Source organism: Natrinema salsiterrestre (assembly GCF_029502005.1).
Taxonomy (GTDB): domain Archaea; phylum Halobacteriota; class Halobacteria; order Halobacteriales; family Natrialbaceae; genus Natrinema; species Natrinema salsiterrestre.
In genome coordinates, this window is record NZ_JAMQOT010000002.1 from 692,156 (window position 1) to 714,371 (window position 22,216).

Annotated in this window: 21 protein-coding genes and 1 pseudogene; 8 read left to right on the forward strand and 14 right to left on the reverse strand. The window is 66.8% G+C overall.

Annotation, left to right across the window (positions count from 1 at the left end):
* Positions 1-93: 93 nt before the first annotated feature.
* The 7 genes from NDI89_RS08975 to NDI89_RS09005 all read right to left on the reverse strand — a co-directional run bounded on the left by NDI89_RS08975 (position 94) and on the right by NDI89_RS09005 (position 7,303).
* A complete protein-coding gene (locus tag NDI89_RS08975) occupies positions 94-396 on the reverse strand; it encodes a HalOD1 output domain-containing protein (RefSeq protein WP_277521190.1) in 303 nt (100 codons plus the stop codon).
* Between the two features lie 139 nt (positions 397-535).
* Positions 536-1,423 carry an ATP-dependent ribose-1-phosphate kinase gene (locus NDI89_RS08980; RefSeq protein ID WP_277521191.1) on the reverse strand — a complete coding sequence of 296 codons (888 nt, stop codon included), beginning with the start codon at positions 1,421-1,423 and terminating at the stop codon, positions 536-538.
* 117 nt (positions 1,424-1,540) lie between these two features.
* Positions 1,541-2,362 carry a DUF63 family protein gene (locus NDI89_RS08985; RefSeq protein ID WP_277521192.1) on the reverse strand — a complete coding sequence of 274 codons (822 nt, stop codon included), beginning with the start codon at positions 2,360-2,362 and terminating at the stop codon, positions 1,541-1,543.
* A gap of 110 nt (positions 2,363-2,472) precedes the next feature.
* The gene (locus NDI89_RS08990; RefSeq protein ID WP_277521194.1) at positions 2,473-3,486 is read right to left on the reverse strand and encodes a ribose 1,5-bisphosphate isomerase; all 1,014 of its coding nucleotides are present in this window, start codon (positions 3,484-3,486) and stop codon (positions 2,473-2,475) included.
* 249 nt (positions 3,487-3,735) lie between these two features.
* Positions 3,736-5,031 (reverse strand): RICIN domain-containing protein, encoded by a 1,296-nt coding sequence (locus NDI89_RS08995; RefSeq protein ID WP_277521195.1) that lies wholly within the window; start codon positions 5,029-5,031, stop codon positions 3,736-3,738.
* Positions 5,032-5,390: 359 nt separating this feature from the next.
* A complete protein-coding gene (locus NDI89_RS09000) occupies positions 5,391-6,224 on the reverse strand; it encodes a hypothetical protein (protein ID WP_277521196.1) in 834 nt (277 codons plus the stop codon).
* Positions 6,225-6,454: 230 nt separating this feature from the next.
* Entirely contained in the window at positions 6,455-7,303 is an 849-nt protein-coding gene (locus tag NDI89_RS09005) for an RNA ligase family protein (RefSeq protein ID WP_277521197.1), read from the reverse strand.
* A 192-nt stretch (positions 7,304-7,495) separates the two neighbouring features.
* Here NDI89_RS09005 and NDI89_RS09010 point away from each other — a divergent pair, with 192 nt between their 5' ends.
* Together NDI89_RS09010 and NDI89_RS09015 are read left to right on the forward strand one after the other, a co-directional pair.
* The gene (locus NDI89_RS09010) at positions 7,496-8,071 is read left to right on the forward strand and encodes a DUF7342 family protein (protein WP_277521198.1); all 576 of its coding nucleotides are present in this window, start codon (positions 7,496-7,498) and stop codon (positions 8,069-8,071) included.
* Positions 8,068-8,520: a toxin-antitoxin system TumE family protein gene (locus NDI89_RS09015; protein WP_277521199.1), complete on the forward strand. Its 453-nt coding sequence runs from the start codon at positions 8,068-8,070 to the stop codon at positions 8,518-8,520. Before NDI89_RS09010 ends, NDI89_RS09015 begins: the two co-directional genes overlap by 4 nt.
* A gap of 75 nt (positions 8,521-8,595) precedes the next feature.
* Here NDI89_RS09015 and NDI89_RS09020 read toward each other — a convergent pair whose 3' ends face one another.
* Complete coding sequence (locus NDI89_RS09020; RefSeq protein ID WP_277521200.1) at positions 8,596-8,826, reverse strand: hypothetical protein; 231 nt, start codon at positions 8,824-8,826, stop codon at positions 8,596-8,598.
* A gap of 648 nt (positions 8,827-9,474) precedes the next feature.
* Here NDI89_RS09020 and deoC point away from each other — a divergent pair.
* Both deoC and NDI89_RS09030 read left to right on the forward strand, forming a co-directional pair.
* Complete coding sequence (gene deoC, locus NDI89_RS09025; protein WP_277521201.1) at positions 9,475-10,110, forward strand: deoxyribose-phosphate aldolase; 636 nt, start codon at positions 9,475-9,477, stop codon at positions 10,108-10,110.
* A gap of 106 nt (positions 10,111-10,216) precedes the next feature.
* Entirely contained in the window at positions 10,217-11,641 is a 1,425-nt protein-coding gene (locus NDI89_RS09030) for a universal stress protein (RefSeq protein WP_277521202.1), read from the forward strand.
* A gap of 398 nt (positions 11,642-12,039) precedes the next feature.
* Here the strand turns inward: NDI89_RS09030 and NDI89_RS09035 are convergent, their stop codons facing one another.
* Both NDI89_RS09035 and NDI89_RS09040 read right to left on the reverse strand, forming a co-directional pair.
* Entirely contained in the window at positions 12,040-13,227 is a 1,188-nt protein-coding gene (locus tag NDI89_RS09035; protein WP_277521203.1) for an NAD-binding protein, read from the reverse strand.
* Positions 13,228-13,346: 119 nt separating this feature from the next.
* The gene (locus NDI89_RS09040) at positions 13,347-13,766 is read right to left on the reverse strand and encodes a universal stress protein (protein WP_277521204.1); all 420 of its coding nucleotides are present in this window, start codon (positions 13,764-13,766) and stop codon (positions 13,347-13,349) included.
* 154 nt (positions 13,767-13,920) lie between these two features.
* Here NDI89_RS09040 and NDI89_RS09045 point away from each other — a divergent pair, with 154 nt between their 5' ends.
* The 4 genes from NDI89_RS09045 (at position 13,921) to NDI89_RS09060 (ending at position 17,779) form a co-directional block, all read left to right on the forward strand.
* On the forward strand, positions 13,921-15,174 hold the full coding sequence (locus tag NDI89_RS09045; protein WP_277521205.1) for a DUF8167 domain-containing protein: 1,254 nt from the start codon (positions 13,921-13,923) through the stop codon (positions 15,172-15,174).
* Positions 15,171-16,421, forward strand: coding sequence for a TrkA C-terminal domain-containing protein (locus tag NDI89_RS09050; protein ID WP_277521206.1), 1,251 nt, complete (start codon positions 15,171-15,173; stop codon positions 16,419-16,421). Before NDI89_RS09045 ends, NDI89_RS09050 begins: the two co-directional genes overlap by 4 nt.
* Positions 16,422-16,452: 31 nt before the next feature.
* Positions 16,453-16,734: a ubiquitin-like small modifier protein 1 gene (locus tag NDI89_RS09055; RefSeq protein ID WP_277521207.1), complete on the forward strand. Its 282-nt coding sequence runs from the start codon at positions 16,453-16,455 to the stop codon at positions 16,732-16,734.
* A gap of 88 nt (positions 16,735-16,822) precedes the next feature.
* Positions 16,823-17,779: a M48 family metallopeptidase gene (locus tag NDI89_RS09060; protein WP_277521208.1), complete on the forward strand. Its 957-nt coding sequence runs from the start codon at positions 16,823-16,825 to the stop codon at positions 17,777-17,779.
* Here NDI89_RS09060 and NDI89_RS09065 read toward each other — a convergent pair.
* The 4 genes and pseudogenes from NDI89_RS09065 to NDI89_RS09080 form a co-directional block, all read right to left on the reverse strand.
* Positions 17,766-18,725: a GNAT family N-acetyltransferase gene (locus NDI89_RS09065; protein WP_277521209.1), complete on the reverse strand. Its 960-nt coding sequence runs from the start codon at positions 18,723-18,725 to the stop codon at positions 17,766-17,768. The genes NDI89_RS09060 and NDI89_RS09065 overlap by 14 nt on opposite strands.
* A gap of 136 nt (positions 18,726-18,861) precedes the next feature.
* Positions 18,862-19,275: pseudogene (locus NDI89_RS09070) on the reverse strand (VOC family protein).
* Between the two features lie 85 nt (positions 19,276-19,360).
* Positions 19,361-20,614, reverse strand: a complete 1,254-nt coding sequence (gatD, locus tag NDI89_RS09075) for a Glu-tRNA(Gln) amidotransferase subunit GatD (protein WP_277521210.1) — start codon at positions 20,612-20,614, stop codon at positions 19,361-19,363.
* A 187-nt stretch (positions 20,615-20,801) separates the two neighbouring features.
* A complete protein-coding gene (locus NDI89_RS09080; protein WP_277521211.1) occupies positions 20,802-22,094 on the reverse strand; it encodes a glycosyltransferase family 2 protein in 1,293 nt (430 codons plus the stop codon).
* Positions 22,095-22,216 lie beyond the last annotated feature (122 nt).

Sequence of the window (22,216 nt, forward strand, 5' to 3'; positions counted from 1 at the left end):
GAAAAAAGGTTCGAGGAAGGACCGAGGAACCACCGACGCGTTCGGCGATCCTCGACGCCACCCCACCCCGCACCGATCGGCTCTGCTCGACCGTCAGGTGTCCGGAGACACCTCGACGCGCTCGGGTCGAATCGTGACCACCGCGTCGTCGGTCTCGAACTCGACGCGCCCCTCCGATCGGGCATCACCGCGGTTCGTCTCGGCGAAGAGGGCATCGAGCGCGTCCGGGTCGATGTAATCGTATAGCTGCGTGCTGGCCGCAGTGACGTCGTCTCCGTGGTAGCGGGCCAGTGCCATCGCAGCGGCGATGCTCGGCGGTTCGTCCACTCGTCGCTCGTACTGGATGCGGCGTCTGAGACCGCAGCCGTGAGCGTCGTTTACCCTTCCTTCCGTCATGTCTCTCAGTCACGGTATCGTGACCGTTCATTCCAGTCGGCAACGTCGCCGCCCATATACCTACCGTCAGACGACACCCGGTGAGAACCACCCGAGGGCACCGTGTTCTATCGACCACATCGACCGGCCGAAGGCGCGGTTACGACCACCGGCTGAGAACGTCTTCGAGGCGGTCGGCCGTCGGCGCGCTCCGCGTACCGTCGCGGCCGGCGGTCACTGCGCCGCACGCGTTCCCGTGAGTGAGTGCGCGCTCGATATCGCCCTCCTCGAGCCACGCCGCGAGGAATCCCGCCGCGAAGGCGTCCCCCGCACCGGCGGTATCGACGGGGTCGACGTCGAAGCCCGCGTGAACGGCGGTGCCGTCGGGCGTGTACGCTTCCGCGCCGTCGGCACCGCAGGTGACGATCACGATCCGATCGCGGGCCGCCTCATCGAGCCCGTCGACGCCGAACAGCGCCCTCGCTTCCCGATCGGTTACGAAAAGGATGTCCGCGAGCGCGAGCGCCTCGCCGTACTCCCGATCCCCGAGCCGGCGTCCGGGATCGAAGCTGACGGGAACGTCTGCCTCGCTCGCGATCCGCGCGATCGCGGCCGCCGTGTCGGGTCGTTGGCCCGTGAGATGAACGTGATCGGCCGCCCGGATCCGGGCCGGCTCGAGGTCGTCGGGCGTCACCGCCTCGTTGACGCCGTCGTTACCCAGCACGGCGACCTCCCCCGTTTCGTCGACGAGGAGGTATTTGACGGCCGTTTCGGCGCCGTCGATCACCCGCAAGCTCTCGAGAGAGACCCCCGCGGCCTCGAGCTCTCGACGGGCGAGGAGGCCGTGATCGTCGTCGCCGACGCTGCCGATCAGTTCGGCTTCGATCTCGAGACCGGCGAGCGCCGCGGCGACGTTGGCAGCGCTCCCGCCGCCGGACTGGTGCTGCGAGCGGATCGACGCCTCGCCGTCGGGTTCGGGGAACCTGTCGACCCGAAGGGTCACGTCCCAGTTGACGTGGCCGGCGGTGAGTACCGTAACCGAATCCATTCGATGCTAGGAAGCGAACGATCCCGCGGGGGAAAAGTCTAGGTGACTGCCCGGCGGGTACCGTCGAGCGGTTTGCCGCACTTCCAACTCGTCGATACCCGCGATGGGGATCAGGTCTCAGGCGACGGTGAACAGCAGGGTGTTGTGAACGGCCGGTCCGAGCCCGACCGCGGCGACGAACGCGAGAACGAGTCGGGCCTGCTGCGGTTGCTCCTCGACGAACTCTCGGAACAGTCCGAGGATGACCATCGCGAGCCCGACCTTGACGAGGACGAACAGCCAGCCGGCACCGATGTATTCCGCGGTCGGCAACGATCCGCCGGCCTCGAGGAGTAACAGGGAGAGCGGCACGTTCTCGGTGGCTGAGAGGATATCGTAGCCGATCGCGGTCGTGACTCCGTCCAGCGTGTGACCGAAGACGACGAGTACGCCCGTCGCGCCCGTCGTCGCTGCGACGTCGGTAAACCAGAGACCCAGTGCGAGCCAGGCGATCGCGGTCACGATACCGGCGACGACGACGGCGATGACCGGCCAGAACGGCTCGAACGTTCCGATTTCGAGGCTGAGGAAGAGCGCGAACATCGCGAAGACGGTGAAAAACGCCGTGCCGGTGATACCGATAAACCGGGAAATCGTTTCCTGGAGGCCGCCGACGTGGAGGAATACGCCGATGATCCAGACGAGTCCCGTGACGACCGCCGTGACCGCATACACCATCGGCGCGGTAAACAGCGGCTCGATGCTCGACGGGAACGTGCCCATCTTGTAGAGGACGTGAAGGGTCGCACCGAACATCATCCACGGGGCGAACGCGATCACCGTCCGATCGGTCACCGGCGGCTCGAGTGCCCACAGGAGAGCGATGATACCGCCGAGAATAACGAGAACCGGCACCACCAGATACCACGGTGGAACGACGAACCCCTCGGGTAACACCATAGGGGGTATAGTTTACACCAGTGACTAACACTTTCCGATTATCGACGGATCATACTGCTGAAAATTATCGCGGTGAGCGGCAGTGATCGCGACGCGCGGCCCGCGTGAGATCACGCCTCCCAGGGTTCGTCGGTCGTCTCGCCGAATAATTCGCGCATGAGCGTCACGATGCTTTCCGGCGGAAACTGGCCGCGTTCGGTGACGATCGCGTCGACGTACCGCGCCGGCGTCACGTCGAATGCGGGGTTCTCGACGGTCAGCGCCCCGTCCGTCTCGGGGGAGCGGTCGCCCTCGTCCCCACCGGTCGATTCGGAATCGACGATCGACGCTCGCTCCTCGCCGGTCAGTACTTCGCTCTCGTCGCGCAGTTCGATCTCGACGGTGTGGCCCGTCATCGTATCGGGGTGGAGCTTGATCGTCTGGGCCGCGACCATCAGCGGCACGCCGCGCTCGCGGGCGTTGACCGCCAGCCCGCTCGTCCCGATCTTGTTGATCACGCTGCCGTCCGCCGCGATGCTGTCGGCCCCGACGAGCACGTGATCCGTCCGGTCGAGGTAGCGGCGGGCCGCGTTGTCCACGATCAGCGTCACCGGGACGCCCCACTCGCGCAACTGCCGTGCCGTGATGTGACCCTGCTTTCTGGGTCGGGTCTCCTTGACGATCGCCTCGAGGGCCTTCCCGTCCTCGAGGGCGGCCTCGATACACGAGAGGGCGTCCGTCGAGTGACAGTGGGTCATGACGACGTCGCCGTCCTGAAGCCGGTTCGCGCCGATTTCGCCGAGGGTCTCCTGGGCCTGCGCGAGGTCGCGCTGGAACGCTTCCGCGCGGGCGATGGTCGATGCCCGGAGATCGGCGACGGTGTCGCCGTCCATGCCTCGAAGCACGTATCGGAGCGCGTTGGGGAGGCTCACCGCGGTCGGCCGCGTCTCGTAGAGCGTTCTGGCGGCGGCCCGGAGCTCCCGTCGGAACGCCGCCGGAGTCTCGGCGGTGGACCGGTCGGCCTGAGTCGCCAGCGCCGCCGCGGCCGCGTCGGCGATCGTCGCCGCACCGCGAGTCCGCATCTCGGCGATGTCCTCGGCGGTGGATTCGACGGCCGGAACGACGCCGGGTTCGCCCTCGTCCATGCGGATTGATTGCATGGCATAGCTGAAAAGGGTGCCGTCAGCCGTACCCGGAGACGGAATCCGGCGGCCCGTCCGGCGAATCATCGCGGAGATCACCGATCAGTAGGTCACGTCGAGCTCCCCAGCGACTGCTGTGTCTGACACGGTAACCACAGGGACGAGTGAGACTGTCCCGCTACGATACGGGCTTCTTCGACGGCCCGACAGACGGATTCCGGGTGAGTCTGGTGGTCACTCGAGTCCACCGCCTCACCAGTTGGCGACGACGCGGTGCATACAGCCGCCGCGTTTGAAGTACTCGCAGTGTGAGCCGACGTCGTCGGAGACATCGTGGTCGTAATAGTTGTCGGGCGTCCACCCCTCGGCACCGGAGTAGCCGAGCGCGTCGTCCCACTCGCCGACCTCGTAGATGACGTCGAGTATGCTGTCGTCGTAGCTGTGATAGTTGTGGACCTCGCCGACGGCGTTCTCGACGCCGTCCGTCCAGGTGTCGCCGATAGAGTCGTGGTCGACGGCACCCCCGACCAGATCCAGCGAGTGGATCCATTCGCCTCGGTCGGCGAGCCGGTTCAGTGCCGATAGCGTCATCATCGCGCCCAGCGAGTGGCCCATGACCCGGACGGTGGTCGCAGGGTTGCGCTGGCGGAACCGTGCCAGCCAGTCGCCGAAGATGCGGCCGGCGCGTTCGGCCTCGTCCGTGGCGTCCCACCAGTCCAGGTCGAGCGAATCGTACTCGTTGCCGATGACCGGGCCATCGTAGCCCGCTTCGCGAAGCGCGACCTCCGCGTTGTAGGCCTGATCCTCGGCGCTTCCGCCGATCTCCTCGAGCCAGCCGTGCGTGAAGACGAGCAGCGTCCCGTCGTTGTGGGCGAACTCGGGGAGCCACTTCTGGTTGTCGCCGCCGTGCCAGTCCCACTGGTGGACGTTCGCGCCGTCGTCCGTGGACCCATCGAGGACGTCGGCGACCTTGTCGCTGTGGACGGCCCGCAACCGGTGTTCGCCGTTGTCGCCGACCGCGTCCACGTACCACTTCTGGTTGTCGTTGCCGTGCCAGCTCCACTGGTGGACGTTCGCACCGTCGTCGGTGGACGGTCCCGAGACGTCGAGGACCTTTCCGCTGTGTTCGGCGACGAATCTGTACCCGCCGTCGGCGACGCGCTCGAGTCGCCAGACCTGATTGTCCCCGTCGGCCCAGGCCCACTGGTGGACGTTCGCGCCGTCGTCCGGAGACGCGTTCGAGACGTCGAGGACCTTTCCGCTGTGGGCGTTCACGAACCGATACTTCATGCCCGATCGGACGCCGTTGAGCCGCCCGTAGTACAGGTGCGGATACCCGCTCGGGGCGTCGAGGTAGTCGCCACAGCTGAGTGCTGCCGCGTTGCCGGAGAACGCCCCGATACCGGTCGCCACCGCGGTAGCTGTACCGGTGGCCTTCAGAAGCGTCCGGCGTGCGAGGTCGCGGCCCCCACCGTCTACAGTCGTGTCGTCCGTCTCTGAATCAGCGCTCGATTCCCCCGTCGAAGATTGCGTGTCGTTGTCTATCATTCGTCCCCCCGACCCCTAAAGTACACTCTTAATGATTAAAGTTTTTGATCGTTCACGAGACTCTATATGGGTGTGTGAGCACCTCGGCGGGCCGCTAGCCGGGTTCGGCACCTCGTCGCCGAACGACTTCGGATCCGGGTTCGAGTCTCACAGAGAAATCACACTGACACAGACCGCGCGTGGAGAGCAGTGTGCTGTCGGACGTCGACGGCCCCTCACTGGAGGGCGATCTCGATCCGCACCGGATGGGGAAGCCAACTCGCAAGAAATCGGGCCGGAATCGATTCGGGTCGTCCGGACGAATCGCGCTGAACCAGCAGTCCCCGATGGTTCACGGGGAGTGGCCGATACCAGTCGCGTTACGACCAGGGGATGTACTTCTCGCGTTCCGACTCGTACCCGCTGTCGACCACGGAGACGGCGTTCGAGACGGCCGCGTCCTCGCTCCCGCCGATTCCGATTCCGGTCAGCCACGAGAGGCTGTCGACATCGCCTCCGTAGAGGCCGACACCGACGTCGATACGACCCCGATTGGACTCGTTGCTGTCGATCCACCCGTCGTTATCGGTGTAAATGTCGTCCCAGGCCGTCTCGCCGTCGACGGTGCCGATTCGTTGCCCGTCGAACTCTTTCCGCCAGTCCTGTCGCTGGGCGAAGGCGACGTACTGCCCGTCGTGCGTGGCGACGATGACGTCGTACCCGTCGTGATCGGTCAGCCACGCCTCGTTGTCCGCCCCATCGTCGGAGCCGATCGTGGGGGTCGCGATCGTATAGAACGTGAACTCGCCGCTCGCGTCGATCGTGGCCTCGCTCTCGAGGAGGATCGCGGGCCTGTCCTCGGCTGCGAGGACCATCTGGTAGAGGTCGACGGTCCCGTCCGCGACGGGCACCGTCGTGGACATGTACGCTTCCGCGACGTACGATGTCGTCACGTTCACCTCGCTAGACGACGCGTCCGCCCGGGTGTTCCGCGTCACGGATCCGTCGTAGACGACCGTATCCAGAGCGTCGACGACGATATTCGATCGGTCGCCGCTGTAGACGTCCTCGAGGCGTGCACCCTGCTGGTCCGACGTATCGTACTGCTCGGCCGAGACGCCGACCTCCCAGCCGTCCCCGCGCGCAGAGAGAGGAATGTCGACGTCGTCGGCGGCGACGGCTTCCGCGCCTCCGAGCGCTCCGAGTCCCGTCACTGCTGTCGCTGCACCCGTTACAAATTTCCGACGTGATTTCTCTTCAACCATTGCAGATGGAGGTATGCAACGGGAGAGGATTAAATTATTCTATGTTGATACTATAATCCAATTTATTATAGATTATAATCGTCTTCCGATCCGATGCTGAAATTCGATACTGCAGGGTCGCAGCGGACGAGATTTCGAACAGAGCGACGGCGATTTCAGTGACCCCCTCGACGGGCGGGTCACCGTCCGTGCCGGTTTTCGAGAAACCGTCGGACTAGCCTCCCGACCGCCGACCGAAACGATTCCGGATCGACGGCCCCGTCTCCGCGGTAGAGCCGCGCGTGCTCTTCGCGAACGATATCCTCGAGGACTCGCTCGGAAAGCGTCTCGAACGTGACGGGATGCCCTCGATCCTCGAGCGCGGTCGCGACCTTCTGGATTCGCCGGTCCGTCGCGTATTCGTCGGCCAGCGCCGGCGCTGCTGCGTCGACCGGAACCGACTCGTCGACGTCCCGAAAGGCCGGGTGGAGTAGCGTCGCCCGTCGCCCGCGTTTGTTCCGGATTACGACGCCCTCGGCCGGCCCGTCGTACCACTTCGACCGGGGGACGGTGTACGATTCCGGATCGAAATCTCGAGTGTGACGTTCCCGTTCGAAGGCGTTCACCGGCCGGAGCCCGATCCGATCGAAGATCCGTTCGACGGTATCTGGCGGGTAGAACCCGTCCGTCTCCACGGACCAGATATCGAACCCGAGGAACGACGGGAGCCGATCCCAGTCGTAGTCGATCGCGTGCCGGTGGGTCGCCTCGCCGAAGAAGACGATGGTCTCGACGTCGTCGACGGCCTGTCGGAGCGCGTCCCGATCGAGGCGCTCCCGAACGTGACGGACGGCGTGTTGGTACGGGTCGGGAACCGCAGCCGGATCCGTATACCACCGATCCCGATCGCCGAATCGGATAAGCCCCGACTCCAGCAGTTGAAACCGAAGCTGCGCGCCGTCGATCTTCTCGAGGAGCCAGAGGTGCCCGTCGTCGAAGCACTCTTCGGGCGCGTTCGCAACGCGCGGGATGGACGGGTATTCCTTCACGTGTGATGTGAGACACACGTTCTGGCGGCTTCAACCCTCTGCTCGGACGCTCGAGAGTGAGGGGCTCGAAGAGACCAGTCTATCGCCCCGTCCTCGAGTCAATAATACGAACTTGGAACGGCTATCGGCGCAGAGTTTACGGAATAGTCCGTAGAGACAAGATATATTCCGTTGTAGAACGACGTATCAGGTATGGAGGACCCGCGTCCGGAACTGACGGCGACCGCCGACGAACGCGACGCGTCGCCGGATTTCGATTCACTGACTCCCCCTGACGAACTCGTCCGCGGTGAGCGGACGCGCGATGACTTCTTCGATGTCGTGCTCGGGCTGGACAGCCCGACGACGGTCGCTGACGTCGCTGACCGCGCCGGTCACGGTGTGGATGCAGCGAGGGAGTACCTCGAGTGGTTCGAGCGAATGGGGATCGTCACGCGGGTCACTGACTCGCCGGCGACGTACGAACGAAATCAGGAGTACCTGACCTGGCGTCGCGTCCAGCGGCTCCGGGACCAGTACACCACCGACGAACTGCTCACCTTCCTGTCCGCAGAGACGGAGCGCGACGACGCGTTTCGCGAGACGTTCGACGTGTCGTCCCCGACCGACGTCTCGATCGCAGCCCGCGCATCGGCGACCGATCGCTCGGTCGAGGAAGTGTGGGAAGACGTGTCCGCCTGGCAAACGGCTCGCCGCCGGATCGTTCTCCTCGAGCGGGCGGTGACGACCGGATCCGGGACCGCCGCGGAGGAACGAAACGCTGTATGACCGATCGGAGCGACGGGACGGGGACACCCGACGACGACAGCAGTGGCGCACCGATCGATTTCGATCGCCTCGATGCCATCGCGGACCGACTGTCGTCCGACGATCGCTTCGATCGCATCGACGCACAGCCCGCATTCGCACCGGATCGATTGGTGTGTGTTTACGATGCTGGGTTCTACCCGAATCGGGTTCACAGCGCCCGCCTGGAAATCGTCTGGTTCGAGAACGGCGACTTTTCGCTCCAGTACCACGAGGAGCACGACGAGGGCGCGTTCGACCATCGGTGGGATCGGCACCCGTCCGACCACAACGCCCGTGATCACGTGCATCCAGGTCCCAACGCGCCGACGCCGGGGACCGATACGTCACACCCACCGGATTGGCGCGACGTCCTCTCGACGGTACTCACCGAAATCGAAACCCGGCAACGGGGGTTCTGGACCCCGTAGCCAGTTCGCAAACATCCTCATAGAACTCAGTGACGCAGCCGAACGAGCGGATGGCCCCCGCACACCCCCGATCCCTCAGTCGGCGTCGGTTCCCCTCCCCTCGAAAAGCGCCGCTGAGACCGGACAGCCACAGGGCGTGGCCTTGTGCGTCAGCGGGCCGTAACTGACGATCAGCCCGACGGAGGTGTCACAGCGGAGACACCGAAGCGGCTCTCGGCCGGCGGGTGAGTTGCTGGCGGCGATCGAGTCGGTATCGACTGTCAGCTCGTCGAGTCCGGACGAGTCGTCGGCATCGTCCTCGCTCATCGGTCACTCCGGACGGCCCGCTGCCGTCGTGGTGGCCGCTCGAGCGCGGCCGATACTCGGATGCGATACTGTCGTCGTGCGAGACGTTTATGTCTCGGTGGGAGTAAGCGAAACATGGCTTTCGAATCCCTGGTGCGGGATTGGAAGCCAGTCTCGGGTGCTGCTACACCCGGGGCGTTTCCGTACGCCCCCGCTGGAGCTGACTTCCAGCGTAATATTCAGGATTGTCTGACTTATACCTAATGAAAACTACGAGCTGAATATGGGTGCCGCTTCCAGAATCAGCGCTGGCGAGGGTGTTCGAACTGGAGAACGGTCTTCAAAAGAGACGAATGGAATGTTTTGCCATCGTGGCAACACTGAATTGCCACGCCCTCCCCAACCGATTTCTACTCACGGCGGCTCTGCCGCCGTTCGTATGGTTCGCGGAACCTTCGGTTCCGCGCTAACGCTCGGTCGCTTCTACTCCCTCGCTCATCCCTCGCGCAAATTTGTTCTGCGGTTCGCCATCGGCGAACCGCACCACAGCGCGCGCCACCGCGTCCGTGCGTTCGGTTTGGAGGAAGAGGGCCGAGAACCGGACGCCGAAGAGCACCGACCGACGGATAACCGGGCGCCTTTTTCCCCGTTCGGCGACTCGAGGGGGGTATGGACCGTAGCGAACTCGCCCCCCTGATCGATCACACCGTCCTCGGCCCCGAGACGACGCCCGCCGACGTCCGACGCGTCCTGAATGCGGCCGCGGAGCACGGAATGAACGCCTGTATCCCGCCCTACGCGGTCGAGACGGCCGCCGAGCACGCGCCCGACGTGACGCTCGCGACGGTGATCGCCTTCCCGCACGGGCAGCAGGCCCCCGAGGTGAAGCGAAAGGAAGGCGTCGCGGCGTGGAAGGACGGCGCGGACGAACTCGACGTCGTCATCAACGTCGGTCGGCTGAAAGCCGGGGAGGACGACGCGGTCAGGGCCGAGCTGGCGGAACTGGTCGCCGCCGTGCCGATCCCCGTGAAGGTGATCATCGAGACCGCGCTGCTGACCGACGCCGAGAAGCGGCGGGCCTGCGAGGCCGCCGAAGCGGCCGACGCGGCGATGGTCAAGACGTCGACCGGATTCGCCGATGGCGGAGCCACCCTCGAGGACGTCGAGCTCATGAGCGAGTACCTCCCGGTCAAGGCCAGCGGCGGGGTCGGCAGCTACGACGAGGCGATCGCGATGCTCGAGGCCGGTGCCGAACGGATCGGTGCCTCGAGCGGGGTCGACATTCTCGAGGGCGCACCCGAATAACGGAGCCCGGCTACGGGCGGTGAACTGACCGGCCACGGCGACGAGTCGCCGGCAGGGTCCGGCGAAGCCGAACAGTTTTGGTCGACCCGTCACCAACGGAGGGCATATGCTCGAGCGGGTCCGAGCGCGACTCCACGCGCTCGCGAGACGGCTCCGGCGGCTGGAGCGGCGCGAACTCGATTCGTTCGGTCGGTGGCTCGAGCACACGGGGAACCTCCTCCACCTCTCGGTGCTGGTGATCGTCCCGCTGTTGATCGCCGCGGTGACGTGGGTGGCGAACGTGGCCGGGCCGATCTCGTTCCTGCTGTTCCCGCCGCTCGCGTCCGGGACGTACACGCTCTTCGCCGATCCGGAGGGGAAGTACGCGACGCCGACGAAGTTCGTCGGCGGGATGACCGTCGGGGCGCTCTGTGGCTGGCTCGCGCTCGAGCTCACGACCACAGCCGGGCTCGACGGCGGCGGCGTCAGCGCGTCCGGCGCCGCCCTCGGCATCTTCTTTACCGGCGCCTGCACCTGGGCGCTCGACCTCGAGGAGCCGACGGCGTTCTCGACCGCGCTGCTCGTGCTCGTCACCGGGAACGCGCAGTTCGCGTACGTCCTCGGGATCGTCGTCTCGAGTTCGTTCGTCGCGGCCGCCTTCGTCCTCTGGCGGGATCGCTTCTACGAACAGCGCGCTCGCTTCCTCTATCAGACGACCAGCGGCGACGATCACGTGCTCGTTCCGATGGGCGACGGCGGGGAGACGGTCGCCCGGTTCGCCGCCTCGATCGCCGGCGCGCACGACGCCGGGAAGGTGGTGCTCTTCGACGTCGTCGACGAGGACGCCGTCGGACGGGAAGACGGAGCCGACGAGGATAGCGGAGACGAAGCGACGACGCCGGCGGAACGCGCGGCCACCGACGTCGGTCGCCGCCTCGAGTCCCTCGCCGCGGATCTCGAGGCCGCCTACGACGTGCCCTGCGAGGTCGTCGTCGCGGCCGACGGCGGGGCCTCAGCCGGACTCGTGTTGCGGACTGCGCGGCAGGAAAACTGCGATCTAATCGTCACGCCGTACGCCGAGCGGGAGAGCGGCGGTCTCTCGTCGTTCATCACGGGCCTGTTCGACAGCGAGATCGACGTCATCGCCTTTCGATCGAACGGAACGTCGCGACGCCGATGGCGGGACGGCCTCGTGGCGGTCCGGGGTGCCGGCGACACCGCGCGCGCGATGCTCGACTTCGCGATTCGGGTGGCCGATTCCGACCGGACCATCAGCGTCTGTACGTGTATCGACAGCGAGTCGCGCCGCCGGGCGGCCGAGAGCACGCTGGCAGACCTCGTGGACGCCTTCTCGGGCCGATTCGAGACGCACGTGGTCACCGCGGCGGTCGAAGACTACCTCGCGCGGGTCGCACCGCGATACGACGTGGTCTTCGTCGGCTCGAGCACCGACCGGTCGGCCGCCTCGCGGTTCGTCTCCCCGCCGACGTTCCGGAAGCTGAGCGATCTCGAAGCGGACGTGGCGATCGTTCACCGCGGTCGCCGTCGCTAGCAGTGCTCGGTGATGAGAACGAATTCGGAAGTGAGCCGTCAACCCGGCTCGTACGTCGTCGAACCGGACGGAGAACGGGGGAGGAGAGAGCGACAGTTAAAGATTGTACGCGTCATCCCACGGCTGAAGTCGTGGGCGTTCGCGCTGTATCTGTGTACCGAGTGTGTTGCTAGCGTGGCAACGGGGAATCGCCACGCCCTCCCCAACCGATTCGTTCGCGCCTCGCGGCGCTCACTCATCCCTCGCGCAGTATCGTTGGCCGCCCTCGTTCCCACTCGGACGGCCAACAGCGCGCGCCACCACACGCCGGCTGCGTAAGCCGGAACGATACGTAGATCACTCAACGGAACGTCGCTGGTCGATCCGACTGAAATCGCGTTCGGCGCTCTCGCAACGTCTCACTCGCGCTCGAGAATCCGCTCGATCAGGCCGCTCTCGTCGCTGCCGAGCGCCGACCGGACGAGCAGGTGGCCCCCGAGCATGGAGGGGCTGATCACCGCGTCCGCGCCGGCTCGCTCGAGTTTCTTGACGTTCTCGCGGTCGGTCGCGCCGGCGACGATGCGCGTGGTCGGTGCGAGCTGGCGGGCGGTGAGGATCGCGAGCGCGTCTTCGGCGTCGTTGTTCGTCGCGACGAGGATCGCGACTGCTCGGTCGACCTTCGCGCGGTTGAGCGGCTCCTCGTCGCTGGGATCGCCCGTGACGACTGGGACGTCTCGGTCGCCGAGCGTCGCTGCAGCCTCGCGATCGTTGGTGACGACGACGAACTCGCGGCCGCTGTCCGAGAGTTCGTCGACGATCGGTTCCGTCAGTTCGCCGTAGCCGAGCACGAGGATGTGCTGGTCGAGGAGTTCGATTTCTGAATCGTTCATCTTTCCGAGTGTTTTCGAGATTCGGTCCTGAATCGCCGGGCCCACGAGCGCCCCGATGGCGATACCGAAGCTGGCGACGCCGAGGACGAGCACGGACATGGTAAACAGCATCGCTTCGGTCGAGCCGGTGTTCGGCGTCACGTCGCCGTAGCCGACCGTGCTCGACGTGATCAGCGTGAAGTAGAAGGCGTCGAGGATGCTACTGATGCCGTCGAAGTCCTCGCGGAGCGCGTAGCCGCCGATGGTCCCGTAGACCTGCACGCCGACGAGCGCCGCGCCGGCCGCGATCTGCGTCGTCGACAGCGAGAGCGGTTTGGTAAACCGCTTGCGGGTGAGCAACAGGACCGGGATCGAGACGAGCGAGAGGACGACCAGCGGGAACGAGTACGGGCTCGACTGGAGGAGCCCCTGTGCCGCCGTCAGCGGGAGCAATAGCAGCGTCGCCCACCAGCCGGTCCGGAGGCCGCGGCGGAGCGCGAGCGCACTGCCGACCATCATGAACCCCGTGAGCGCGCCGGTGAACGCGGCGGCGCTCTGGACGGCATCGGGGACGAATTCCGCGAGCGGGCCGCCGACGGCGTTGGTCCCGATGTTGACGACCGCGGTCGCGACCGAGAGCAACGCGACGAGCAGGACGAGCGCGATGGCCGCCCGCGTAGTGAGCACTCGTCGCCAGTTGTCCGGCAATCGCGCTCGAAGCGACCGGGCCTCGACCATACACACCGTGGGCAGTGGTGTTAGTTAAACGTCTCCGTCTCTCCCGGACGAGATATATCGATCCCGTTCGGCCCCGAAGCGATCGAAATCGGGGAACGAACAAGACTGTTCGGACCGGATCAGCGAACCACGGTAACCGGCACGGGCGAGCGCTGGAACACGGTTTCCGCGACGTTGCCGACGAACAGTCGGTCGACCATGTCACCGCCGTGGCTCCCGATTACGATCGCGTCGTAGTCGTCGGCGTGGCCGACGATCGCCCGTGCGGGACGGCCGATTTCGACGACGGTGTCGATCTCGGCGTCGTAGTCGGCGGCGATTTCGCGGGCGCGATCGAACACCTCCGCCGCGCGGTCCTCCGCGGCCCCCTCGATGTCGTCTTCGATGGCGAGACTCATCGCGTCCCCCATCATCACCGACGGCTCGGCGACGACGGTGAGGACCGTCACCGCCGCATCCGGGTGATTCTCGAGCGCGTACGTGAGTGCGCGCTCGGACAGCACGGACCCGTCCATCGGAACGAGAACGCGATCGAGCATGGTGACAGCCACCACGGGTGAACGAATAAACCCCTCCCGAGAAGGTGTGCACACGCTCGCGCTCGACCGTCGCCATCGGGTCGCCATCGGTTCGGTATTCCCGCGCAGTGACCCCGTCGGTGCTGATTTAACCGTTCCGAACAACTGACCGACAATGCAATCGCTTCCCGTCGATCTGGTGGTCGAGGTGTTTCTGGGCCTCTACCTCGGGCTCCTGACCGGGATCGTTCCCGCGTTCGTCGCCGGCTCGCTGGGCTTTCTCGTTCGGTACTTCAGCGGCGTCACGCTACCCGGGTTCGGTGTCGTCGTCCTCGCGCTGTCGATCGCCAGCGTCCAGGGCGGGTTGCTCGGCCTCATCGAACCGACGATCGCCCAATCGCCGCGACTGCTGGTCGCCGTCCTCGTCGTCCTCATGCTCGCGCTCTACGCTCACAATCAGGGGGACAAGCTCGGCGCGGAACTCCCCCGTCGGCTCTCGCTGACGTCGCTCCGACAGCGGACCCTCTCGGCCGACGTCGTCGAACTCGTCGGCTCGGTCGGCCAGGTCACCGTCCGACCGACCGGCGAAATCCACGACATGGAGGGCTATCCGCCACTCTCGCCGGATCTCCGGCGAACCCTCAAAGCCGGCTCGTGGCGGCTCCCGGCCGATATCCCGCTGTCCGAGCTCGAGTCCCGGCTCGAGGAACGGCTCCGGACGGATCACGATCTCGCCGACGTCGACGTCGAGATCGACGAGCAGGCACGGGCGACCGTCATCGCGGCACCGCCGTCGGGAAGCCTTTCGCGACGGGTCCCCCCGGGCCAGCGGGCCGTCTCGATCGCGACGCTCGTCCCGACGGGGCTCGCTCGAGGCGACGAGGTGAGCGTCCGGACCGGTGAGCGCTCGATCATCGGGACGGTACTGAGCGCCCGAACGGATATCGACGACGAACACGAGACGGCCGTCTCCGAGACGCCAGTTGACGACGTCGCGACCGACGGCGGAGAGGAAACCGAGCCGCCGCTTCCCGACGCGAAACCGAACGCGGCGACCGCCGGCGGGCCGGGACGCGTGACCGTCGCCGTCGCCCGCCGAGACGTCAAGTCCGTCCTCGAGGCGGAGTCGCCGCGACTCGTCGTGCGCTCCCGCGGGACGAGCCGCGAGTTCGAGGCCTTCGCGCTGGTCAAGCGCAGCGGATACGCGATCCGTCGGTTCACCGTCGGTTCGGCCGGGGCCGACGAGCCCGCGCCGGCGGACGAGGTGACGCTCCTCGCAGTGCGCCGACAGGGCAGCGAAACGGGCGGTCGCCGCCACGGCTGGGTATTCGGCCCCGGTATCGAACGGCGACTCGAGTCCGGCGACGAGGCGTTCGTCGCGGGACCGGAGGACGCGACCGAGGCGTACGCGGAGGCGATGGCCCGATGAGCGCCGCTCTCGTCCCCGCGCAGGTCGTCAGGTCCGCGACGCTGGTGGACGCGCTCGTTCAGATCGTCGGCTTCGCCCTGCTCGCGGCCGGAGCGGGGGCCGGTGTCGCGTTCATGTACCGCTGGTACAGCTCCGACGAGATTCCCGAAGGGGTCGCGGTCCTGTTCGGCGTCGCACTCGTCGCGCTCTGGTTGAACACCGAGACGGCGTTACAGCAGGCGATTATCGGCGATTCGGCGCTGACCGACCCGAGTACCGCGGTCTTCACGGTGAGTGCGTTCGTCGCCAGCGCCATCGCCGCCGACGCCGGCCGGCGGCTGGGCGATTACCTCGCTCGAGACGTGTTCGTGGCCGCCACCCCGCGGACGATCACCGAGGTGAGGCAGCTCGTTCGCTCGGCCGGTCGCGTCGTCACGGTCGAACTCCCGACGGAGATCGGCGACATCGACGGCTACGACCCCGTCGACGAGTCGGTGAAGGCCGAACTCGCGGGGGAAACGTTGCTCTTCCCCCGTCGGCTCACCGTCGAGGAGCTGCGCGAGCGACTGGTCGCCCGCCTCGAGCGCGACCACGGGATCGGCCACGTCGACGTCGATCTCGCTGCCGACGGGACGATCGACTACCTCGGAGTCGGGAGCCGACCGGCCGGGATCGGGCCCACGCTCGCACCCGGGACGGTGGCCGTCGCCCTGACGGGCGATCCCGCGGCCGACGCCAGCCCGGGCGACGCGGTCCGGATCTGGGGCCGAGACGACGCGGACGGAACCGCTCGACGGATCGCCGGCGGCGAACTGCGCGCGACGGCCGCCGACACCGTGACGGTCGCCATCGACGCCGAGGACGTTCGCGACCTCGAGGGCGATCGACCGCACCGGGTCGTGACCCTGCCGGGCAGTCCCGATGCCGAACGAGAGCTCGTCTCCCTGCTCCGCGCGGCCGACGAGACGGTGACGACGGTCGGCGTCGGCTCCGACGATTCGCTCGTCGGCGTCCCGGTCGACGCGCTGCCGGTCCTGGTGCTGGCTCTCGAACGCGCGGGCGAGGACGGTGACGAGCACCTCCCGCTACCGGCCGACGACGTTCGGCTCGCCGCGGGCGACGTCGCCTACGTTCTCGGTCGCCCGGAGGCGCTGCGGCGAGTAACGGAACGAGCGCTCGCACGTACTGATCGGTCTCGAGAGGGCGGAGAGTCCGTCGCCGACGAATCGGAGCCCGATCGGCAGCCGGAACGACCACAGGAGCGGTAGCTACTTGCCGTCGGCACCGATAGCGCCACGTATGCCTACGGAGTGGAAGCTGTTCGCCGACCTCGCCGAACGCGCCGGTGACAAGCACGTGACCGTCGACGCCGCAGCCGGCGACACCGTCGGTGACGCCCTCGATATGCTAGTCGCGGATCGCCCCGACCTCGAGGGGCGCGTGCTCGAGGACGGCGACCTGCGATCCCAGATCAACGTGCTTCGCAACGGAACGAACGTCCTGGTCGAGGAGGAGGGTCTGGAGACGGAACTCGAGGAGGGCGACGAGCTCGCGCTGTTCCCGCCGGTCAGCGGCGGGTAGCTGCGGACCGGCGCTGGAGACCGACGTGACTACGGTCCTCTCGGAAGCCGTCGAATTTCTTAACTGTCCGCGATCGAAACGAGGGGTCATGCGAGCACGAACGATGCTCGGCCTCGCGGGACGAGCGCTCGGTGCCGGGATCATCGGCCTCGGTACGCTCGCGGTACTCGGGATCGTCCTCGCGGTGCTCGGCGGTCTCGCGGTCGGCGGGGTCGTGCTCTCCGTGGCCGACCTCGTGATCGAGCCGGGCCTGCGGACGTTCGTCGCGGCACTGCTCGTCGGCGCAGTTCTGCTATTGCTATCGTGGGCGGCCGGCGTTCGAAAGGCGATCCGTCGCAGCCGCGCTCGACTGCGCCGCGAGACGGAGCCGATCGACCCCGGCGGAACCGGACGGGTCGCGTCGTCGGCCGCCCGGCTGGCCGCCCAGTTCGACCTCCCGCTGCCGGCGTTGCGACGCCACGCCGCGACCGCGCCGATCGCGTGTACGACCACCCACGAGGGCGAGCCGGTGCTGATCGTCTCCGACGGCCTGCTCGAGGCGCTCCCCGATGCCGAACTCGAGGCGGTGCTCGCCCACGAATTCGCCCACGTCGCGAACGGCGACCAGCGGTTGATGACGTGGGCGCTCGTGCCCCTGATCGCGTCCGAGGAGTTCTACGAAATGATGGACGACGAGGGAGACGAGTTCGATCCCCGCGACCTGCCCTGGCTGGCCCTCGGCCGACTGCTGGTCGGCGGGTCGACGCTCGGCGCCGGGCTGTTCTCCCGCGGCAGGGAGTTCGCGGCCGACCGCGCCGCCGTCGCCGCGACCGGCGACCCGGGAGCGCTGGCCGCGGCGCTCGAGCGACTCGATTCGGCGGCGGCCGAGCGGCCGCCCGAGGACCTCCGGAAACACACCCGTTCCGTCGACGCCATCTCCGTCCTCCCGACCCTGGATCCGGAACGCGACGGCGGCGGCGGCCTCTTCGCGACCCATCCCGCGACCGAGCGGCGACTCGAGCGGTTGCGGCGGCTGGCGGACCAGTCCGGCGTCACTCCCCCGTGAGATCGATCCCCAGAACGAAGTCCGGTTCCTCAGAGATACCGACTCCCGCGTAAGGCGCGTCGGTAACGTATCGGGCCGTTTCGGGGATCAGGACCCGCGTCTCGTCGGCACCGCGCTCGGCCGCGTCTCGACCGATCGCGGCGAACAGCGACCGGGCGGCGTCGACGTCCTCCCAGGCCCCGACGCCGTATTCGGCCCACGTCTCGGTCGTCGCGTCGTCGCTCGCAGCCGCTGCGTCGTCATCGTCGATCTCCCGGTCGTACGTTCGCGACCGGTAGGCCGTTCCGGCGAGTCCGTCCTCGCCCTCGACCGTCAACACGGCCGTCTCCTCCGCGAGCCGGTCGAAGTCGTCCCGCGTGAGCTCCCGGACGGCCCACGATTCTTCGGGCGCGAGTCCGAGTCCGTTCAAGCGCTCGCGGGCGTCGCTGTGCGTCCAGTAGCGCCACGCGGCCGCGGGATCGCTCGAGACCCGGGACGGGCCCTCGGCGGTCGAATCCGGCTCCGGGTGGGCGAATCGGAATTCGGTGATCGGGTCGTAGCCGCTGGCCCGCGCGGCGCCGAGCGAGGCGGCGTTCCACGAGAAGACCATGACCCGACCGACCGTCGCCTCCTGTTCGCGAGCCCACTCGAACGCCGCCTCGTTCAATCGGCGGGCCACGCCCCGGCGGCGGTAGTCGGCGGCGACGCGCATCCCCTGAAACCAGGCCTCGTCCGGCGAGAGCATGACCCCCTGGAGGATCCCCGCGGCCTCGCCGTCGACCTCCGCGAGGAAAGTCTTCTTGCCCCGCCCGGGTTCGTCCTCGAGCCAGTCGTGGTAGACCCGCGGGATGTAGTCGCCGCCGCGGTCGGGCCAGATGTCACTGGTGAAGTCGACGACAGCATCGTAATCGTCGTGGGTCGCGCGGCGAATCTCGATGGACGGGTCGGCGTTCGAATCGGGTGACATCGGTAGGTGATCAGTCGCACCTCACGCAGTCGCGCGGGAAAGGGCTTCGCAGAGTCGACGCGGCTCGTCCACTGCGACGAACGAGCGCACTCGAAGGCCCCGCCCGAAGCACCGCGAACACCGGGTGATACTGAGGTCATTCCGGACCGACGATTTCGACTTTGATTCCATCGGGGCCCTCGCAGTAGAGCGCGTAATAGCCGCCGGCGTACGGATGCCGGTCCTCGTACAGAACGGCGGAATCCGATCGGTCACGAATCTCCGCGGTCAGCGTATCGACCTGGTCACGAGAACCGGCGTGGAACGCGAGGTGATTCAGGCCCGGAGCCCGGCGCTGAAATGGTGACTCGAGGTCGTCTGCCTCTTTGAGTACGATGTACGTCGGACCGTTCCGCCAGGAACGACCGCCGCTTCACTCGTTCTTCGGCTCGTAGCCGAGTTCGGCGAGTAACCACGCCCAGAAATCGACTGCCGACTCGAGATCGGAGACGCACAACTCGACGTGATGGAGGTGACCGGCACGCTCGGGATCGGCGTGGTCGTGACTCATACGCGATACTATGGGAGGAACTATCAATTCAGTATCTCTTTCGGTGCGGCGAGTTCGCAGCTATCGTCGCCAAATGAAACCCGACTCACTCCCAGGGCACCGACCGCTCCTGAATCTCGCCGGCGAGCGACGTTCCCATCGCCGCTTCGACGTCCTCGGCGTTCGCGAGCGCCCACATCAGCTTCACTTTCGCCGTCCCGGGCAGCGTGTCCTCGCCCTCGATCACGCCCGCCTCGAGCAGGTCCCGGCCGGTGTCGTAGACGCGATCGCAGACGCGACCCTCGAGACATTGACTGGTCATGACGACCGTCGTGCCGTCCTCGATCAGCTCCTCGATGCGGGGAATCAGATCGGTGTGGACGTGACCGAGGCCGGTACCCTCGATGATCAGCCCTTCGCTCCCCTCGACGACGTCGAGGAACTGCGGATCCATTCCGGGCGTGAACTTGAGGAGTTCGACGTCGCTCTCGAGGGTCGGTTCGATCGAGAGCTCGGCGGCGTCTCGCTGCTGGTAGTCGCGGCGGAAGCTGACGGTCTCGGTCTCGTAGTCGACCTCGCCCAGCGGCTCCGCCCCGACGGTTTCGAACGCGTCCCGGCGCGACGTATGGTTTTTCCGTACGCGAGTCCCCCGGTGGAGCGCGCAGACGTCGTCCGATTCGGAGGCGTGCATGCAGACCAGCACTTCGGCACAGTCGCTCTTGGCGGCCTCGACGGCCGACACGGCGTTCATCACGTTGTCCGACGACGGCCGGTCCGCCGAGCGCTGCGAGCCGGTGAAGACGATCGGGACCGGCGTCTCGAGCATGAACGACAGCGCCGAGGCGGAGTACTGCATCGTGTCGGTGCCGTGCATGACGACGACCCCGTCGGCACCGGCCGCGATCTCCTCGTGCACCGCCTCGGCGAGGTCCTGCCAGATCGGCGGCTCCATGTTCTCCGACAGGATGTTGGCGACGACCCTGCCCCGATAGTTCGCGCGGCCCGCGAGATCGGGAACGGCTCGCAGGACGTCCTCGGCGTCGAACTGGGCCGTCACCGCGCCGGTCCGGTAGTCGACCGTCGAGGCGATCGTGCCGCCCGTCGAGATCAGCGAAATCGTCGGCAGGTCGTCGTCGAACTCGATCTCCGAGCCCGCCTCGTCGGCCCCCGTCGAATCGGTGCCGTCGATCTCGTAGACGTCCTCTGCGAGCACGTCCACGTCGGCCCCGTCCCGATCGACGCCGACGTTGTAGCCGCCCTCGAGTTTCACCACGAGGTTGTCGTCCGTGCTCGAGGGGAGCAACACGCCTTCGTACGTCCGATCCGCGCGATCGACGCGGACGCGGTCGCCTGGGTTCATGGGAGGGCGTTGCGCGGCGGCGGACTTGAAGGCACGCTTTCCGTCCGGTGTGGCTCGGGTGGGAGAATAGATACGGGGGCATCGGAATCGACCGAACGCCCCGTTCAGTCCCGGCCGAGGGAGGGCCGTCGAATCGGCCGGTATTCGAGAAAACGACTACCGAGCACCTCGAGAACGGAATCCGTCGTCAGGAACCCGTCTTCTCGACCTCGTACCAGGTCCCGTCCCAGCTGAGCCCGTAGCCGAGCAGCGATTTGAGCGTCAGTATGCCGAAGGCGGGATAGAGGAGCGGCGCGAGGACGACGGTCCAGCTGAGGCCGTCGATCCGTCCGTCTCTGGTGTCGCGCCACGCGACGAGGGCGACCGTCCCGACGAGGATCGCCGCGGGGAGGAGAAACGCCGACTCGACGTCGAGGACGAACAACAACAGGAGTTTCGAGGTGAGGGCGAGCGTGAACAGGCAGCCGAGCAGGCTCGAGCACATGCGACCGATCGAGATGAGACCACGGCGGCCGAGTCGGCCGCGCAGGAGTTCGATGAGGGTCGCGTGGAGGACTTCGATCTGCCCGACGCGCCAGCGCTTGCGCTGGCCCCAGAGATCCCGCAGGGTGTGGGGGGCCTCCATCGTGTTCGTACACTGGCGGGCCTGTTCGACGGTCAGCCCCTCGCGATAACACGCGTGGGCGAAATCGAGGTCCTCGGTGAGCACGTCGTCGTAGCCGTCCACGCGCTCGAAGGCCTCGCGGGTGAGCACCGTCGACGAACTCCGGCAGTTCGCGAAGCCCGAGAGTTCGACGATCTTGTAGCTGGCGTGGAAGACGATCCGCTCGCAGTAGGCGATCGTCTCGATGACGCCCGTCGGCCGGGGAATCCGCCGTCCCTGAAAGACGTCCGCGTCCTCGAGTACCGCGCTCATCCCCCGCGACAGGAACTCGGGAGTGACCCGTTCGTCGGCGTCGAAGACCGCGATGTACTCCGCGCCGGTCTCGCGCACCGCGTAGTTGATCGCGCCGGCTTTCGACCCCGGATTCCCGTTGATCAGACACTGAACGCGCTCGTTCGCGGCGGCGAGTTCGCGGGCTCGCTTCAGCGTCGCCTCGTCGTTCGGCTCGGCGACGACGACGATCTCGAGGTTCTCGTACGTACTCTCACGGAGGCTCTCGACGCTCTCGTCCATCACCGCGTGATCGCGATACACCGGGACGATCGCGGTCAGCCGCGGGCCGTCCGTCACCGGCTCGATGGTATCCCGCGACGTCCACACCTCGCGGACCAGCAACAGGCCGGTGATCGCCACGAAACCGGTGAAGACGGCCATCGACGAGATCGCCTCGAGGAACACCACCTGAACGGTCACGACGAACAGATCGACCGAGACGCGCTGGATTTCCCGCCCCTGCGCGAACCCGAACAGCAACAGGGTGAACGCACCGACGACGGTGGCGCCGTGGTCGACGGCTCGAGGGGCTGTCGAAATCATTGCCGGGGGTTGTAGGCGACGGCATATCAATATTGTCATAAGTCCGGAGGAGGACGGAAAATACGGAATTCGCGAGTGGTCGGGCACGGTATCGAGGCAATGCCGAGGACGACGAAACGCCG

Bases quoted from the DNA above. Each gene is read 5' to 3' on its own strand.
- gatD (WP_277521210.1), bottom strand. From the start codon at position 20,614: ATGAACCCAGGCGACCGCGTCCGCGTCGATCGCGCGGATCGGACGTAC.
- NDI89_RS09040 (WP_277521204.1), bottom strand. From the start codon at position 13,766: ATGCTCGATCGCGTTCTCGTTCCGATGGACGGGTCCGTGCTGTCCGAG.
- NDI89_RS09020 (WP_277521200.1), bottom strand. From the start codon at position 8,826: ATGAGCGAGGACGATGCCGACGACTCGTCCGGACTCGACGAGCTGACA.
- NDI89_RS09015 (WP_277521199.1), top strand. From the start codon at position 8,068: ATGACCGATCGGAGCGACGGGACGGGGACACCCGACGACGACAGCAGT.
- NDI89_RS08975 (WP_277521190.1), bottom strand. From the start codon at position 396: ATGACGGAAGGAAGGGTAAACGACGCTCACGGCTGCGGTCTCAGACGC.
- NDI89_RS08980 (WP_277521191.1), bottom strand. From the start codon at position 1,423: ATGGATTCGGTTACGGTACTCACCGCCGGCCACGTCAACTGGGACGTG.
- NDI89_RS09050 (WP_277521206.1), top strand. From the start codon at position 15,171: ATGAGCGCCGCTCTCGTCCCCGCGCAGGTCGTCAGGTCCGCGACGCTG.
- NDI89_RS09030 (WP_277521202.1), top strand. From the start codon at position 10,217: ATGCTCGAGCGGGTCCGAGCGCGACTCCACGCGCTCGCGAGACGGCTC.
- NDI89_RS08985 (WP_277521192.1), bottom strand. From the start codon at position 2,362: ATGGTGTTACCCGAGGGGTTCGTCGTTCCACCGTGGTATCTGGTGGTG.
- NDI89_RS09080 (WP_277521211.1), bottom strand. From the start codon at position 22,094: ATGATTTCGACAGCCCCTCGAGCCGTCGACCACGGCGCCACCGTCGTC.
- NDI89_RS09060 (WP_277521208.1), top strand. From the start codon at position 16,823: ATGCGAGCACGAACGATGCTCGGCCTCGCGGGACGAGCGCTCGGTGCC.
- NDI89_RS09010 (WP_277521198.1), top strand. From the start codon at position 7,496: ATGGAGGACCCGCGTCCGGAACTGACGGCGACCGCCGACGAACGCGAC.
- NDI89_RS09045 (WP_277521205.1), top strand. From the start codon at position 13,921: ATGCAATCGCTTCCCGTCGATCTGGTGGTCGAGGTGTTTCTGGGCCTC.
- NDI89_RS09065 (WP_277521209.1), bottom strand. From the start codon at position 18,725: ATGTCACCCGATTCGAACGCCGACCCGTCCATCGAGATTCGCCGCGCG.
- deoC (WP_277521201.1), top strand. From the start codon at position 9,475: ATGGACCGTAGCGAACTCGCCCCCCTGATCGATCACACCGTCCTCGGC.
- NDI89_RS09055 (WP_277521207.1), top strand. From the start codon at position 16,453: ATGCCTACGGAGTGGAAGCTGTTCGCCGACCTCGCCGAACGCGCCGGT.
- NDI89_RS08995 (WP_277521195.1), bottom strand. From the start codon at position 5,031: ATGATAGACAACGACACGCAATCTTCGACGGGGGAATCGAGCGCTGAT.
- NDI89_RS09035 (WP_277521203.1), bottom strand. From the start codon at position 13,227: ATGGTCGAGGCCCGGTCGCTTCGAGCGCGATTGCCGGACAACTGGCGA.
- NDI89_RS08990 (WP_277521194.1), bottom strand. From the start codon at position 3,486: ATGGACGAGGGCGAACCCGGCGTCGTTCCGGCCGTCGAATCCACCGCC.